The 14,418-nt window shown below is 72.6% G+C and carries 15 protein-coding genes; 11 read left to right on the forward strand and 4 right to left on the reverse strand.

What is annotated here, in order from left to right; genetic code table 11:
* Nucleotides 1-121 precede the first annotated feature (121 nt).
* Nucleotides 122-937: a glutamate ABC transporter substrate-binding protein gene (locus tag ACIBST_RS26645; protein WP_397175477.1), complete on the reverse strand. Its 816-nt coding sequence runs from the start codon at nt 935-937 to the stop codon at nt 122-124.
* A 61-nt stretch (nt 938-998) separates the two neighbouring features.
* Nucleotides 999-1,754 (reverse strand): amino acid ABC transporter ATP-binding protein, encoded by a 756-nt coding sequence (locus tag ACIBST_RS26650; RefSeq protein WP_397175479.1) that lies wholly within the window; start codon nt 1,752-1,754, stop codon nt 999-1,001.
* Between the two features lie 137 nt (nt 1,755-1,891).
* On the opposite strand from ACIBST_RS26650, the gene miaB reads away from it, so the two are divergent.
* The gene (gene miaB / locus ACIBST_RS26655; protein WP_397175481.1) at nt 1,892-3,385 is read left to right on the forward strand and encodes a tRNA (N6-isopentenyl adenosine(37)-C2)-methylthiotransferase MiaB; all 1,494 of its coding nucleotides are present in this window, start codon (nt 1,892-1,894) and stop codon (nt 3,383-3,385) included.
* A 67-nt stretch (nt 3,386-3,452) separates the two neighbouring features.
* Here the strand turns inward: miaB and ACIBST_RS26660 are convergent, their stop codons facing one another.
* A complete protein-coding gene (locus ACIBST_RS26660) occupies nt 3,453-3,845 on the reverse strand; it encodes a hypothetical protein (RefSeq protein ID WP_397175483.1) in 393 nt (130 codons plus the stop codon).
* Between the two features lie 430 nt (nt 3,846-4,275).
* Here ACIBST_RS26660 and ACIBST_RS26665 point away from each other — a divergent pair, with 430 nt between their 5' ends.
* The 3 genes from ACIBST_RS26665 to ACIBST_RS26675 all read left to right on the forward strand — a co-directional run bounded on the left by ACIBST_RS26665 (nt 4,276) and on the right by ACIBST_RS26675 (nt 6,665).
* Nucleotides 4,276-4,809 carry a hypothetical protein gene (locus tag ACIBST_RS26665; protein ID WP_397175485.1) on the forward strand — a complete coding sequence of 178 codons (534 nt, stop codon included), beginning with the start codon at nt 4,276-4,278 and terminating at the stop codon, nt 4,807-4,809.
* An 80-nt stretch (nt 4,810-4,889) separates the two neighbouring features.
* Nucleotides 4,890-5,636, forward strand: coding sequence for an isocitrate lyase/phosphoenolpyruvate mutase family protein (locus tag ACIBST_RS26670; protein WP_397175487.1), 747 nt, complete (start codon nt 4,890-4,892; stop codon nt 5,634-5,636).
* Nucleotides 5,637-5,987: 351 nt separating this feature from the next.
* Nucleotides 5,988-6,665 carry a hypothetical protein gene (locus ACIBST_RS26675; protein ID WP_397175489.1) on the forward strand — a complete coding sequence of 226 codons (678 nt, stop codon included), beginning with the start codon at nt 5,988-5,990 and terminating at the stop codon, nt 6,663-6,665.
* Nucleotides 6,666-6,687: 22 nt separating this feature from the next.
* Here the strand turns inward: ACIBST_RS26675 and ACIBST_RS26680 are convergent, their stop codons facing one another.
* Complete coding sequence (locus ACIBST_RS26680; RefSeq protein ID WP_397175490.1) at nt 6,688-7,596, reverse strand: ribonuclease Z; 909 nt, start codon at nt 7,594-7,596, stop codon at nt 6,688-6,690.
* Between ACIBST_RS26680 and ACIBST_RS26685 the strand changes: the two genes are divergently transcribed.
* The 7 genes from ACIBST_RS26685 to ACIBST_RS26715 are packed head-to-tail and all read left to right on the forward strand — an operon-like array spanning nt 7,595 to nt 14,410.
* Complete coding sequence (locus ACIBST_RS26685) at nt 7,595-8,125, forward strand: methylated-DNA--[protein]-cysteine S-methyltransferase (protein ID WP_397175492.1); 531 nt, start codon at nt 7,595-7,597, stop codon at nt 8,123-8,125. The two genes, ACIBST_RS26680 and ACIBST_RS26685, sit on opposite strands and share 2 nt — an antisense overlap.
* Before the next feature lie 40 nt (nt 8,126-8,165).
* Nucleotides 8,166-9,071, forward strand: coding sequence for a tRNA (adenosine(37)-N6)-dimethylallyltransferase MiaA (miaA, locus tag ACIBST_RS26690; protein ID WP_397175494.1), 906 nt, complete (start codon nt 8,166-8,168; stop codon nt 9,069-9,071).
* A 9-nt stretch (nt 9,072-9,080) separates the two neighbouring features.
* Nucleotides 9,081-9,893 carry a diaminopimelate epimerase gene (gene dapF / locus ACIBST_RS26695; RefSeq protein WP_397175495.1) on the forward strand — a complete coding sequence of 271 codons (813 nt, stop codon included), beginning with the start codon at nt 9,081-9,083 and terminating at the stop codon, nt 9,891-9,893.
* A gap of 52 nt (nt 9,894-9,945) precedes the next feature.
* Nucleotides 9,946-10,701 (forward strand): hypothetical protein, encoded by a 756-nt coding sequence (locus ACIBST_RS26700; RefSeq protein ID WP_397175497.1) that lies wholly within the window; start codon nt 9,946-9,948, stop codon nt 10,699-10,701.
* A gap of 19 nt (nt 10,702-10,720) precedes the next feature.
* Nucleotides 10,721-13,000, forward strand: coding sequence for a tetratricopeptide repeat protein (locus ACIBST_RS26705; protein WP_397175498.1), 2,280 nt, complete (start codon nt 10,721-10,723; stop codon nt 12,998-13,000).
* 1 nt (nt 13,001) lies between these two features.
* Complete coding sequence (locus tag ACIBST_RS26710) at nt 13,002-13,760, forward strand: SDR family NAD(P)-dependent oxidoreductase (RefSeq protein ID WP_397175500.1); 759 nt, start codon at nt 13,002-13,004, stop codon at nt 13,758-13,760.
* A gap of 26 nt (nt 13,761-13,786) precedes the next feature.
* A complete protein-coding gene (locus ACIBST_RS26715) occupies nt 13,787-14,410 on the forward strand; it encodes a GNAT family N-acetyltransferase (RefSeq protein WP_397175502.1) in 624 nt (207 codons plus the stop codon).
* Nucleotides 14,411-14,418 lie beyond the last annotated feature (8 nt).

Here is a 14,418-nt window from a genome sequence, read left to right on the forward strand (position 1 = left end):
CCGCCTAACCCCCCCCCCCCCCCCCTGCGTTCTGTTTTTTTTTTTATTAATACACCCCCCCCCCCCCCCCCCCCCCCCCCGGCCCCCCCCCCCCCCCCCCCCCCCCCCGCCTCTGGCGTGACTAGCTGCAGCCCTCGGCCGGGGGCGCGGTCTCCGACAGCTTCAGGCCCTCGATGCCGCCGAACCACTTCTCCAGCAGCTGCTTCATGGTGCCGTTGTCCCAGATCTTCTTCACCGCGGTGTTGACGGCCTCACACGTCTTGGTGTCGCCCTTCTTCAGGCCGATGCCGTACTTCTCGTCGGTGAAGCCCTGGCCGAGCACCTTGAAGTTGCCGCCGGCCTGCTTGGCGAAGCCCGCCAGGATCAGGTCGTCGGTGGTGACGGCGTCGAGGTTGCTGCCCGACAGCTTCTGCACGCACTCGGAGTAGTTGGCCGCGTCGACGGTCGTGGCGTCGATGTCGAGCTTGCCGTCCGGGGGCGGGTCGGTGACGCGCTTGTAGGAGTTGGAGCCGGCCGCCTTGCAGATCTTCTTGCCCTTGAGGTCCTGCGGGGCGTTGATCGCGGCGTCGTCCTTGCGGACCATGATGTCCTGGTGCGCGATCACGTACGGGCCGCCGAAGGACACCTTGGCCTTGCGCTCCTCCGTGATGGAGTACGTGGCGAAGATGATGTCGACGGTGCCGTTCTGGAGGAAGGGCTCGCGGTTGGAGGAGGCCGACTCCTTCCACTCGATCTGGGCGTCCTTGCCGCCGTTCATCTCCTTCAGCACGGCCTTGGCGACGTCGACGTCGAAGCCCTCCGGCTCCGACCCCTTCTTCAAGCCCAGGCTCGGCTGGTCCCACTTCGTGCCGACCACGACCTTGCCGCCGTCCTGGACCTTCTCCAGGACGCTGGCGTAGGTCTTGTCCCCGCCGCAGGCGGCCAGAGCGGCGAGCATGCCCACTCCCGTGACCACCGCTCCCAAACGACGCATGTGCATGTATACCTGCCTCAAAATCTCAGTGCGTGAGGATCTTCGAAAGGAAATCACGCGCGCGGTCGGTCTGCGCGTTGGTGAAGAACTCGTCGGGGGTGTTCTCCTCCACGATCTGCCCGTCCGCCATGAAGACCACCCGGTTGGCGGCCCGGCGGGCGAATCCCATCTCGTGCGTGACGACCATCATCGTCATGCCGTCGCGTGCCAGCCCGATCATCACGTCGAGCACCTCCTGGACCATCTCCGGGTCCAGGGCCGAGGTGGGCTCGTCGAAGAGGATCATCTTCGGGTCCATGGCCAGCGCACGCGCGATCGCGACCCGCTGCTGCTGGCCGCCGGAGAGCTGGGCAGGGTACTTGTCCGCCTGCGCGGCGATGCCCACCCGTTCCAGCAGCTCCATGGCCCGCGCGTCGGCCGCCTGGCGGTCCTTGCGGCGCACCTTGATCGGGCCGAGCGTGACGTTCTCGCGGATGGTCTTGTGCGCGAACAGGTTGAAGGACTGGAACACCATGCCGACCTCGGACCGCAGCCTGGCCAGCCCCCTGCCCTCCTCGGGCAGCACCTGGCCGTCGAACACGATCCTGCCCTCGTCGATCGTCTCCAGGCGGTTGATCGTCCGGCACAGCGTGGACTTTCCACCGCCCGAAGGCCCGATGACCACCAGAACCTCGCCACGAGAGACGGTCAAGTTGATGTCCTTCAGGACGTGCAACGCCCCGAAGCGCTTGTTGACGCCCTCCAACTGAACGAGTGGAGTGGCGTCGCCGTTCTCCGTCATGGACCAAAACGGTAGAGGTCATTAAGACGCTGGTCACTAACCAGGTGGTACCGATCCGGTCACATCGTGCCGTCAAGCTGGTGTTTTAGACGGGGGCGGCTGCCGCGAGCCGGACAACGACTACCCTTGAACCTGCCATGACTGTGACCCAGGAGAGCGCCCGCACGTACGAAGTGCGCACATACGGGTGCCAGATGAACGTGCACGACTCCGAGCGCCTTTCCGGCCTGCTGGAAGACGCCGGCTACGTGCCGGCCCCCGACGGCGAGACGGCCGACGTCGTCGTGTTCAACACGTGCGCCGTGCGGGAGAACGCCGACAACCGCCTTTACGGAAACCTCGGCCACCTGCGGCCGGCCAAGATGGACAACCCGCGCATGCAGATCGCGGTGGGCGGCTGCCTGGCCCAGAAGGACCAGGGCGACATCGTCCGCAAGGCCCCCTGGGTCGACGTCGTCTTCGGCACCCACAACATCGGATCACTGCCGGTGCTGCTGGAGCGGGCCCGGGTGGCCGGCGAGGCGCAGGTCGAGCTGAAGGAGTCGCTGGAGGTCTTCCCCTCCACGCTGCCCACCAAGCGCGAGTCGGCCTACGCGGCGTGGGTCGCGATCTCGGTCGGCTGCAACAACACCTGCACGTTCTGCATCGTGCCGTCGCTGCGCGGCAAGGAGAAGGACCGCCGTCCCGGCGACGTCCTGTCGGAGGTGCGCACGCTCGTCGGCCAGGGCGTCCTGGAGGTGACCCTGCTCGGCCAGAACGTCAACACCTACGGCGTCGAGTTCGGCGACCGGCTGGCCTTCGGCAAGCTGCTGCGCGCCTGCGGCGACGTCGAGGGGCTGGAGCGGGTGCGCTTCACCTCGCCCCACCCGGCCGCCTTCACCGACGACGTCATCGCCGCCATGGCCGAGACGCCCAACGTCATGCACCAGCTCCACATGCCGCTGCAGTCGGGCTCCGACCGCGTGCTGAAGGCCATGCGCCGCTCCTACCGCGCCGAGCGCTACCTCGGCATCATCGAGCGGGTGCGCGCCGCCATGCCCGACGCGGCCATCTCGACCGACATCATCGTCGGCTTCCCCGGCGAGACCGAGGAGGACTTCCAGGCCACCCTCGACGTCGTCCGGCAGAGCCGCTTCGCCAACGCCTTCACCTTCCAGTACTCCATCCGTCCGGGCACCCCGGCGGCCACGATGGAGGACCAGATTCCGAAGGAGGTCGTCCAGGAGCGTTACGAGCGCCTGGTGGCCCTGCAGGAGGAGATCTCCTGGGAGGAGAACAAGAAGCAGGTCGGCCGCACGCTGGAGGTGCTGGTCGCCGAGGGCGAGGGCCGCAAGGACGACGCCACGCGCCGCCTGTCCGGCCGCGCCGCCGACAACCGGCTCGTGCACTTCGCGGTGGGCGAGGAGACGCCGAGGCCCGGTGACATGGTCACCGTCGAGGTCACCTACGCCGCCCCCCACCACCTGGTCGCCGACGGCGCGGTCCGTGAGGTGCGGCGCACGCGGGCCGGCGACGCCTGGGAGGCCCGTCAGGGCGCCCCGGCCAAGGGGCCCGGCGTGCTGCTCGGCATGCCGTCCGTCGGCCGCCCGGCGGCTCCCGCCCCGGCCGCCGGAGCCTGCTCGGCCCACTGAGCCACCGCTTTTCAGCGCGTTCCCGCACCCCGCCGCTCCTTCTGGACGGCGGGGTGTTCCACGTTGGTCAGCGGCGGAGGCGGTCGAGGAAGCTGTAGCACGGCTGGCGGCGGAAGTCGTCGAACGTGGCGCACGGGTCGGGCCCGCCGGCTCGTACGGAGGGCGGCGGCGGGGGAGGCGCCTGACGGTCCGGCTCGGGGACGACCCGCTCCCTGGGCGGCGCCTGCGGGGACGCTTGCGGAGCCGGACGGCGTACGGCGGCCCGCCGGGACGGACGCGGCGGCGCGACCAGCGGCGGACGCGTGGGCAGCGCCCGGGGCGAGAGCGGCGACGACAGCTCGCCCCTCGCCGGCCGGCTCTTCGCCGGCTCGCCCTTCACCGGTTCGCTCTTGGCCGGCGGCTGCGAGGGCTCGCCCGGCCCCGACGCCGTGGGACGGCCGGGCGCCGGCACGGCCTGCATCCAGCCCGGTGACCAGGGCCCCGGTGACCAGGAGCCCGGTGACCAGGGGCCCGGTGACCAGGGCCCCGGGGACGGGGTGGGCGGCGCCGGGGACGGCTCGGCCGCCGGCGAGCCCGCGATCTGCGAAGGAAAATACGATCTTGGGATAAGCGGTGTTTCCTGATCGAATTCACGGCGGTTTTGCGGGCGCGATTCCGGCGAACTGGTGAATGCGAGGAAAATCCCGAGACCGGCCGTGACGAGTACCCCGGCCGCTCCGGCCGCGGCGCCCAGCCGGGGACGGCCACCTGGGCAAACAGATCTTTGGGGGGACAAGTCGTGATTCCTTTGTGATTGGTGTGCGAGCATTCCGCTGATGCGGCTAGTGTGGTCCATCACCCGCGGAAGCCGGCGAGCTTTCCCCGATACGACCGCAGGGAGCTGCACCACCATGCATGATCCGACCGAGACGGATCGTCAGGAGATCCTGTCCGGGCCGGGCTCGTCCCCGAGGCCCCCCGGCAAGAGCAGGAAGACCGCCGTCATCGCCGCGTTGGCCCTCGTCGGCGTGCTCGCCGCGGGCGGCGCCGGCTACCTGCTGGCGGCCAAACCGGGCCAGAGCGTCCAGCAGGAGCAGGGCTCCGGCCGTCCGTCCCCCGGCACGAGCGCCGGCGACGAGGTGTTCGAGGCCGACGAGGACGCCACCATGGGCGACGCCACCACCGACGCCCCCACCGACGCCCCCGACGACGGCCTGCCTGCCGACGGTTCCGACGACTCCGCCATGGGCGACGCCGTCACGGACCCGGGCGGCGGCTCCGACCCCGCCGACAAGGGATCGACCGGTTCCGACGGCACGGCGCAGAAGGGCACCGGGGGCAAGCCCGGCACGCCGTCCACCAAGGCCCCGCAGCCGGCGGGCGACGATCCCGCCGACGGCCCCGCGGGGCAGCTGAGCGGCCAGTGCGCCAAGAGCGGCTGCTGAGACACCGCCCCAAGTGGCTTGCCCTTTCCAGCCCGTAATGGATCTGCTGGAGAGCCGGCCGTCCTCGTAGGGTGCCGGGCATGACGACTGACAGAGCGGCCACGTTGCGACGGCTGCACGTGCCCGGCAGCCCGCTGATCCTGCCCAACGTCTGGGACGCCGCCTCGGCGCGCGCGGTCCAGGAGGCCGGGTTCCCGGTGGTGGCCACCGGCAGTGCGGCCGTCTCCCGCGTCCTGGGGTACGCCGACGGCGAGAGCACGCCGGTCGGCGAGATGATGGCCGCCATCGCCCGCATCGCCAGGGCCGTGGACGTGCCCGTGACCGCCGACGTCGAACGCGGTTACGGGCTCGCGCCCGGCGAGCTGGCCGAGCGGCTGGCCGAGGCCGGGGCGGTCGGCTGCAACGTGGAGGACTCCGACCCGCGTACCGATGAGCTGGTCGACGCCGGGGCACAGGCGGACTTCCTGGCCGGCATGCGGGCGGCCGCGGGCGACGCCCTGGTGATCAACGCCCGGATCGACACCTACGTGCGCGGCCTGCGCGACCGGGCGGCTGCCGTGTCGCGCGGGCGGCGCTACCTGGAGGCCGGGGCCGACTGCGTGTACCCGATCACGCTGGCGGACGAGGGCGAGATCGCGGCCCTCGTCGCCGAGGTGGGCGGGCCGGTGAACATCCTGTTCCGGCCGAAGGCGCCGTCGTACGCGCGGCTGGCGGAGCTGGGGGTGGCCAGGATCAGCTTCGGCGGCGGCCTCCACCAGGCGGCCCACGCCTACACCCAGGGCCTGCTCGCCGCCATCGCCGAAGGCCACGATCCCTACACCACCTGACCGCCACCCTCCAGCACGCCCCGGGAACGCCCTGCCGGGCTCGGGGCTCTGGAGGGCCAGGCCGGGGTTTTGGCGTGCGGGTCAGGTCCTGGTTCGCGCCATGCCCGGGTTCTGAGGTGGGGGTTCTCAGGGGCCTGGGTGGTGGGCCGTGCTGGGATTCTGAGGTCCGGGTTCGTGTCATGCCGGGGTTTTGAGGTCCCGGAGTTGTGAGGTTCAGAGGCGGGCCGTGCTGGGTTCTGCAGGTGCGGGTTCTGGGGCGTTCAGGGGTGCGGGTGCCCGGGGGTGGGGTGGTTGGCGGCGCTGGGCGGGCTGGGGGGTGAGGTGGGGCGGGTGGCGCGTACGCTTGCGCTCGTGCTTGTCGCCGCGGCCGTCTGCCCGCAAACCCCGCTGATCGTGACCGGGCTGCCCGAGCTGCGCGCGGCCTGTCGTACCGCGGTCGCCGCGCTCCGGGCCGCCCGTCCCGACGTGCTGGTCGCGGTGGGCGGCGCGGAGACGACCCGCTCCTACGACGGCGCCGCGGCGGGCACCCTGCGGCCCTGGGGCTTCGAGGTCACGGTGGGCGAGGGCCGGCCCGTGCTGCCGCTGTCCCTGACCGTCGGCCGCCTGCTCCTGAACGACGCCGACGCCGACGCCGACGCCGACGCCGACGCCGAGGTCTCCGCGCAGGCGGTGGCCTTCGACGCCGCTCCGGCCGAGTGCCGGGCGATCGGGGCCGGGCTGGCCGCCCTCGGTCGCCGGGTCGCGCTGCTGGTCATGGCCGACGGTTCGGCCTGCCTGACCCCGCGGGCCCCGGGCCGGTACGACGAGGCGGCCGGGCCGTACAACGACCTGATCGCCGCGGCGGTCGGGACGGCGGACGCGGCGGCGCTGGCGGCGCTCGACCCCGTCGAGGCCGACCGGCTCTGGGTGACCGGCCGCGCGGCCCTCCAGGTGCTGGCCGGCGCCGCCGAGGGGGCGCCGCTGACCGGCACGCCGCTCATGCAGTCCTCGCCCTACGGCGTGGGCTACTTCACGGGCGTGTGGAGCTGACGAGACGCCACCGTAAGGCCCGTCAGGTCGAAGCCGTGCGGCGGCGGGGGACCGGGATGCGCATCAGGTCGCGGGCGGTGATCACTTCGCCGTCGAAGCTGCGCCGCACCTCCTCCACGAACGCCGGCTCCTCGGCGAACCCGTACCGCTCGGAGAAGTGCGTGAGCACCAGCCTGCGCACGCCCGCGTCGGCCGCCACCACGCCCGCCTCGAACGCCGTCAGGTGCCCGTACTCCTTGGCCAGCGCGCTCTCGGCGGACAGGAACGTCGACTCGATCACCAGCAGGTCGGCCCCGGAGGCCAGCTCGAACACCGCGTCGCACAGGCGGGTGTCCATGACGAACGCGGCGCTCTGCCCCGGCCTCGGCTCGCTGCACTCGGCGAGCGTGACGCCCCGGACCGAGCCGGTGCGCTGGAGCTCGCCGACCTCCGGGCCGCGGATGCCGTGGCGGGCCAGCCGGTCGGGCAGCATGCGGCGGCCGTGCGGCTCCTGGACGCGGTAGCCGTACGACTCGACGGGGTGGGACAGGCGGCGGGCGATCAGCGGCCCCACCCCGGCCAGCGCGCCGGAGACCGGATGCTCCTCGATCACCTTCGTGTCGGCGAACGCGGCCGCGTGCCGCAGCCTGCGCCAGTAGGTCTCGCCGGAGGCGGGGAAGACCGCGCGCACCGGATGGCGCACCCGGTCGCGGGCGATGCGCTGCACGACCCCTGGCACGCCCAGGCAGTGGTCGCCGTGGAAGTGGGTCACGCACAGCCAGTGGACGTCGTTCGCGCTCAGCCCGGCGTGCAGCATCTGCCGCTGCGTGCCCTCGCCGGGGTCGAAAAGGTAGCCTTGCCCGTCCCAGCGCAGAAGGTACCCGTTGTGGTTACGGTGTCGGGTGGGCACCGCGCTGGAGGTGCCCAGCACCACGAGTTCACGTGAGGACATGATGACCACGCAGTCCACGCTGTCCACGGTCGCGTTCGCCGAGGTGCCGACGCCGGTCGGCCCGTTCGTCCTGGCCGTCACCGAGCGGGGGCTGGTCGCCTCGGGATGGGGGTCGCCCGCCGGACTGGCCGGCCGGCTCGGCCTGGCTGAGGTTCATGATGCGGATCGTACGGCCTGCGCGGTCGCCGAGCTGAACGCTTATTTCGCCGGCGAGCTGCGCACGTTCAGCACCCCCGTGGACTGGCGGCTGATGACCGGCTCAAGGCTCCAGGTGCTCCAGGCCCTGCACCGCGTCCCGTACGGCACCGCCGTCACCTACGGCGAGCTGGCCCGGCGCGCCGGGTCGAGCGTGCCGGCCCGCGGCATCGGCTCGATCATGGGCTCCAATCCGATCCCCATCTTCGTGCCGTGCCACCGGGTGGTCGCGGGCAACGGGCTGGGCGGGTTCAGCGGCGGCGTGGGGGTGGAGACCAAGCGCTGGCTGCTCACCCACGAGGGATACCTCCAGCCGACGCTCCTCGACCTGTAGGTGGTCCGTCCACACCCGGACAGTTGACACACTGGTCGGTGTGCGCCAGCAGCCAGTCATCGCCGTCGTGGGCCCCACGGCGGCCGGGAAGTCCGATCTCGCCGTCGATCTCGCGCTCCGGCTCGGGGGCGAGTGCGTCAACGCCGACTCCATGCAGCTCTACCGCGGCATGGACATCGGCACTGCCAAGCTCACCCCCGCCGAGCAGCGCGGCGTCCCCCATCATCTGCTGGACATCTGGGACGTCACGGTCACGGCCAGCGTCGCCGAGTACCAGCGGCTGGCCAGGGAGCTGTTCGCGAAGATCGACGTCCCGGTGCTGGTGGGCGGCAGCGGCCTCTACGTCCGGGCGGCCCTCGACGACCTGGAGTTCCCCGGCACCGACCCGGTGATCCGGGCCCGGCTGGAGGAGGAGCTGGCCGAACGCGGCCCGGCTCCCCTGTACGAGCGGCTGCGCGAGCTCGACCCGGCCGCCGCCGAGGCGATCCTGCCGAGCAACGGCCGCCGCATCGTGCGCGCGCTGGAGGTGATCGAGCACTCCGGCCGGCCGTTCTCGGCCACCATGCCGTCCTACGACGCCGTCTACCCCAGCGTGCAGCTCGGTCTGGAGGTGCCGCGGCCCGAGCTCGACGAGCGCATCGAGCTGCGGGTCGAGCGCATGTGGGCGGCGGGTCTGGTCGAGGAGGTCCGCGCGCTGCTCGGGCAGGGCCTGGCCGAGGGGCGCACGGCGGGCCGCGCGCTCGGCTACGCCCAGGTCATCCGGTTCCTGGAGGGCGAGTGGAGCGAGGAGCAGGCGTTCGCCGAGACGGTCAGGGCCACCAGGCGCTTCGCCCGCCGCCAGGAGTCGTGGTTCCGCCGCGACCCGCGGGTGCGCTGGCTCCCGTACGACGCCCCCGACCTGCTTGAACGATCCCTGGCGCACATCGCCGACCCCGGTGCGGCATAAACTCAGGCAATGCGGTTTCTCAAGGGGCACGGCACCGAGAACGATTTCGTCATCCTGCCCGATCCCGACGACGGCGTGGAAGTGACGGCCGCGCTCGTGGCCAAGATCTGTGACCGGCGGGCCGGGATCGGCGCCGACGGCGTGCTCCGGGTCGCCAGGACCAAGGAGCACGCCGAGGTGGCCGAGCAGGCCGCGGCGGCCGACTGGTTCATGGACTATCGCAACGCCGACGGCAGCGTCGCGGAGATGTGCGGCAACGGCGTCCGCGTCTTCGCCCGCTACCTGGTGGACGCGGGGCTGGTGGAGGGCACGGAGTTCAGCCTGGCCACCAGGGGCGGCCCGCGCCGGGTCCGCGTGGAGCCCAACGGCGACATCACGGTCGACATGGGCAAGCCGGCGGTGCTGGGGGAGAGCGTGGCGGGCGTCGGCGGCCACGAGTACCCCGGTCTCCACGTCGACATGGGCAACCCCCACCTGGCCTGCGCGATCGGCGACCCGGTCGTCCAGCTCGACCTCAGCCACCAGCCCGGCTTCGACACCGGGGTGTTCCCGGCGGGCGTCAACATCGAGCTGTTCAACCCGGTCGGCGTCAGCCGCGTGGTGATGCGGGTCTACGAGCGCGGCTCGGGCGAGACGCGCTCCTGCGGCACCGGCGCCGTGGCGACCGCCGTGGCCGCCGCGCACATGTCCGGCGACACCACCGGCACCTGGACCGTCGAGGTCACCGGCGGCTCGCTGACCGTCATCCTCGACGAGGACACGAGCTACCTGTCCGGCCCGGCGGTGATCCTGGCGAGCGGCGAGCTGATGCTTGCAGAATGATGTTCTTCTGAGGGATGCTGGGTCCACTTTCCGAACCGAGGAGGGGTTGAGGATGGCGGACCCACGTACCACGGCGGTGCAGGTCAAGGCGCCGATCGGCCAGTACGGCGGCGGCTTCATGGTCTCCCGCGAGGCCAAGGCCGTCTGCGAGCAGCACGGGCTCGGCCCGCGCGAGCTGTACTTCCGCGGGCGCTGCGGGGTGCTCGGCGAGTGCCACGCCGACGTGGTCACCTCGGTGGCGGTCTTCTTCCCGGCCGCCCACGTCGAGGAGAGCTGGAACGGCGGCCGGAAGATGCCCGTCGAGCAGGCCGTCGAGCTCTACACCGAGGCGTGCAGGCAGTGGGGGCGGCGCAAGCTCGGCGGCCACGACGGCTGCGCCCGCATCGCCGAGCTGCTCGAACCGGTCGTCATGCAGGCCTCGCCGGTGGGCGCGCCGCTGTTCGCCGGCTGGCGGGCGGTGCCGCTGCCGGACGACCCGCCCGCGCGCGCCGTCCAGCTCATGCACGTCCTGCGCGAGCTGCGCGGGGGCCTGCACGCCAACGCCGTGCTCGCGGCCGGGCTGCACCCCCTGGAGGCCACGCTCGCCGCCGTCCACGACACCACCCCGTTCGGCTACGCCGACGGCGTGACGATCGCCAGGTTCTTCACCTGGCCCGAGCCCTACGCCACCCCCGGACCCGACGTCGTGGCGCGGCGGGCCCAGGTCGAGGAGACCACCGACGACCTGATGGCCCCGGTCTTCTCGGTCCTGCGCGACAACGAATCGGACGAGCTGATCGAGCTTCTGCGTTTTGGGCACGCTCGTTGACCTGGCAGACTGACTGCCCATGGACGTGGACATCTGGGCCTGGGTCGGCGAAACCCAGCAGCAGCTTTCCGAGGCGGGCAACGTTGGCCTCGCCATGGCGCTGGGAGACCTTCCCGCACAGGCCTACGAGGGCCGGTATCCGCAGCTCGACGTGATGGCCCCGGCCATCGCCCAGCAGGCCGAGTCGCTGGAGCTGCCCTGGCTGGAGTTCTACGCCCGCTACTGGCACCTCATGGGCCGCATCGGCGACCGGGCCCAGGGCGCGGTGGCCATCGACGACGCGCGGCAGCTTCTCACGTTCGCCCAGCGCGAAGACGTGCGCGACTGCCCGGCCACCCCGGCCGCCGTCGAGGCGATGGCCATCGTGTGGGCCAACACCGACGGCCCCGGCTACGCCGGCGACCGCCTGGAGACGGTGGGCGCCTTCCTGGAGGACATGAGCCCGGAGCGGCCCGCCTTCAGCGGCCTGGCCACCCAGTACGTCGCGGCGCTCGTCGACGCGGGCAAGGCCGGCGAGGCCGTCGCCTACGCCGAGTCCGCGGTCGAGCGGCTGCGCACGGCCGGTCGCGAGGCGAGCTGGGAGCTCGGCGCCGAGGGCGCCCGCGCCCTGCTGGCCGCCGGCCGGGCCGACGACGCGCTGGCCGCCCTCCAGGCCGCCGCCGACCTCTCTCCCGACGACCCGCCCGCCAAGGCCCACCGCGAGGGCGTGCGCCGCGCGCTCATCCTGGCCGAGCTCGGCCGCACGGCCGAGGCCGTCGACGCGCTGCCCGACCTCGACGTGGTCGGCGAGCACCCGCGCGTCTTCGTCGAGTGGTCGCGCGCGGTCGCCAAGCTGGCCGGGTCCTCCCAGATCACCAACACGTGGCAGCTCGGCCGGGTGCTGCGCCAGTGGATCGACTACTTCGGCATGATGGGCGGCTACCGCTCCCGCGTCGAGCTCGCGCTGGTCGCCGGCGACCTGGCCCTCGCCAGGAACGGCGTGTGGCAGGCCCGCCTGCTGGCCGACCTGGCCGAGTCCGGCGCGGCGGAGCTGCGCGGCGAGACCGGCGACCTGACCGAGCGCGTCGCCGCGCTGCGGGCCGCCGCCGAGGCCACCTCCGAGCCCGCGGCCCCCGGCCCCCTGGCCGAGCGGGTCGGCCTGTTCGACGCCGCCGACGGCTTCAACGCCGACCCCGAGAAGTGGGTGGGCTGGCTCGCGCCGCTGTCCGGCGAGGACCTGGAGGCCACCCGCCGCCACACCACCACGCTCGGCTTCCTCGGCTTCCCCGCGGCGGGCGCCGACATCTACTGGAAGCTGCTGGTCGACTCCGGCGACATCGCCTCCGCCGACCCCGACGACGTGGCCTACCTGACCACCCTGCTCATCGAGGCCCGCCAGGACGAGCGGCTGGAGCAGATGGCCGCGCTGCTGCCGCACGCCGCCCAGTACCTCGCGCTGGCCAGGCTCCACAGCGCCCGCGAGCGCTGGCCCGAGACGCTCGACGCCGCCGAGCACGCGGTCGCGGCCGGGGCCGGCATCGAGGCCAGGCGCCTGCTGTCCGGCGCCGCCCAGCAGCTCGACCACAACGACAGGGCCGCCGGCGTCCTGGCCGAGGTGCTCGACGAGCTGACCGACGAGGACGTCTGGCGCATGGTCGTCATGGCCACCTCGGCGGAGGACTGGGACACCGTGCGCAAGGGCGCGGCCAAGATCGGCATGCCGATCAAGTCCAAGCAGGGCCCGATCGAGGAGGAGATGGGCCTGATCCGGCTCATCCTCCCCGCCCCCGACGGCGGCCAGCGCCAGGTGTTGTCCATCCGCACCGGCCCGGCCACCGCCCGGCTGGCGCTGCCGCAGCCGCGCGGCATGGACTACAACGCCGGCGACCTGGTCGTGTTCGACCCGCAGCTGCTGGAGCCCGTCCCGGAAGACCCGCAGGAGCAGCAGAACTTCGTGCCGCCGTTCGCGGCCGTGCGCATCCTGCGTCCCGGCGGTTACACCAGCTACTTCTTCGACGGCGCCGCGCCGAGCGAGGAGGACTGGGCGGAGTTCACCGAGGTCATGGCCGAGCGCGGCTGGCCGATGTGGGTCTACAGCGACGAGAACTACACCGTCACCCACCCGACCAGCGGCGAGTCGCTGCCGGGCGTGTTCGGCTGGGTCGCGGTGCCGCCGGACGTGTCGGCCGCCGAGGTCGACGCCCTGCTCGACGACGCCACCGAGCGCTGGGTGCACCCGCTGGCCTGGCTCGACCTGGCCCGCGAGATCGACGTCGAGGTCGAGCGGCACGAGCGCATCGTCAAGGAATACGGGCTCTGACGTGCTGGAGCGCTTCAGCCTCGACGGCAAGGTCGCCATCGTCACGGGCGCGTCGTCGGGGCTGGGCGTGGCCTTCGCCCGCGGGCTGGCCGAGGCCGGCGCCGACGTCGTGATCGGCGCCCGGCGCGCGAGCCGGCTGGCGGAGACCGGGTGCCTGGTCGAGGAGGCCGGGCGCCGCTGCCTCCCGGTCCCGACCGATGTGGCGGTGCCGGAGGAGTGCGACGCGCTGGTGGCCGCGGCCGTGGCCGAGTTCGGGGCGGTCGACGTGCTGATCAACAACGCGGGGGTCGGCACGGCCGTGCCCGCGCTGCGCGAGCCGCCCGAGGAGTTCCGCCGGGTGGTGGAGATCAACCTGCACGGCACGTACTGGATGGCGCAGGCGTGCGCGCGGGTGATGCGGCCGGGCTCGTCGATCGTGAACATCGGCAGCATCCTCGGCGCGACCACCGCCGGGCTGCCGCAGGCCGCCTACAGCGCGTCGAAGGCGGCCGTGGCCGGGCTCACCCGCGACCTGGCCCAGCAGTGGACGGCCCGGCGCGGCATCCGGGTCAACTGCCTGGAGCCGGGGTTCTTCGCCTCGGAGATGACCGAGCAGTATCCGCCCGGCTACCTGGAACGCATGCTGGAGCTGCGGGTGCCGATGAAGCGGCCGGGCGACCCGGCCGAGCTGGTGGCGGCGGCGGTCTTCCTGGCCTCCGACGCCTCCTCCTACGTCACCGGGGTCACGCTGCCCGTGGACGGCGGCATCCTGATCACCTAGAGGGTCCTTCTAGTACGTTGTCGGGAATGACCGCCCCCTTCGTACGTTCCTACCGTCCGGCCGATCTGGCCGCCGTCTACGACGTCTGCGTGCGCACGGCCGACGCCGGTGGCGACGCCCGCGGCCAGTACGCCTCCGACCTGCTCATGGGCGACATCTTCGCCGCCCCCTACGTCACCCTGGAGCCCGAGCACGCCCACGTCGTGGACGACGGCACGGGCCAGGCCGTCGGCTACGTCGTGGGCACCGCGGACACGGCGGCGTTCGTCCGCCGCTACCGCGAGGAGTGGATCCCGGCGGCCGCGGCCCGCTGCCCCCTTCCCGCCGACCCGCCGGTCACGGCGGACGACGTGATGCTCGCCCTGCACCACCGGCCCGAGCGCATGCTGGTGCCCGAGCTGGCCGGCCACCCCGCCCACCTGCACATCGACCTGCTGCCCGGCTGGCAGGGCCAGGGCTGGGGACGCCGGCTCATGAGCGCCTTCGTCGACGGCCTGCGCGCCGCCGGGGTGCCGCGGCTGCATCTGGGGATGGTCAGCACGAACGCGCCCGCGCGGGCCTTCTACGACCGGCTCGGGTTCGTGGAGCTGGCGGTGGCCGACGCGGGGCCGGTGACGTACCTGGGACGGGACACCTCGCCGCTGGGCTAGCTCTTGTC

The sequence above is a fragment of the Nonomuraea sp. NPDC049684 genome (genome assembly GCF_044465345.1).
Lineage (GTDB): Bacteria > Actinomycetota > Actinomycetes > Streptosporangiales > Streptosporangiaceae > Nonomuraea.

Excerpts from the sequence above, each read along its gene's own strand:
- ACIBST_RS26645 (WP_397175477.1), bottom strand. The coding sequence starts at position 937 with ATGCTCGCCGCTCTGGCCGCCTGCGGCGGGGACAAGACCTACGCCAGC.
- ACIBST_RS26650 (WP_397175479.1), bottom strand. The coding sequence starts at position 1,754 with ATGACGGAGAACGGCGACGCCACTCCACTCGTTCAGTTGGAGGGCGTC.
- miaB (WP_397175481.1), top strand. The coding sequence starts at position 1,892 with ATGACTGTGACCCAGGAGAGCGCCCGCACGTACGAAGTGCGCACATAC.
- ACIBST_RS26660 (WP_397175483.1), bottom strand. The coding sequence starts at position 3,845 with ATGCAGGCCGTGCCGGCGCCCGGCCGTCCCACGGCGTCGGGGCCGGGC.
- ACIBST_RS26665 (WP_397175485.1), top strand. The coding sequence starts at position 4,276 with ATGCATGATCCGACCGAGACGGATCGTCAGGAGATCCTGTCCGGGCCG.
- ACIBST_RS26670 (WP_397175487.1), top strand. The coding sequence starts at position 4,890 with ATGACGACTGACAGAGCGGCCACGTTGCGACGGCTGCACGTGCCCGGC.
- ACIBST_RS26685 (WP_397175492.1), top strand. The coding sequence starts at position 7,595 with ATGATGACCACGCAGTCCACGCTGTCCACGGTCGCGTTCGCCGAGGTG.
- ACIBST_RS26680 (WP_397175490.1), bottom strand. The coding sequence starts at position 7,596 with ATGTCCTCACGTGAACTCGTGGTGCTGGGCACCTCCAGCGCGGTGCCC.
- dapF (WP_397175495.1), top strand. The coding sequence starts at position 9,081 with ATGCGGTTTCTCAAGGGGCACGGCACCGAGAACGATTTCGTCATCCTG.
- ACIBST_RS26700 (WP_397175497.1), top strand. The coding sequence starts at position 9,946 with ATGGCGGACCCACGTACCACGGCGGTGCAGGTCAAGGCGCCGATCGGC.
- ACIBST_RS26705 (WP_397175498.1), top strand. The coding sequence starts at position 10,721 with ATGGACGTGGACATCTGGGCCTGGGTCGGCGAAACCCAGCAGCAGCTT.
- ACIBST_RS26715 (WP_397175502.1), top strand. The coding sequence starts at position 13,787 with ATGACCGCCCCCTTCGTACGTTCCTACCGTCCGGCCGATCTGGCCGCC.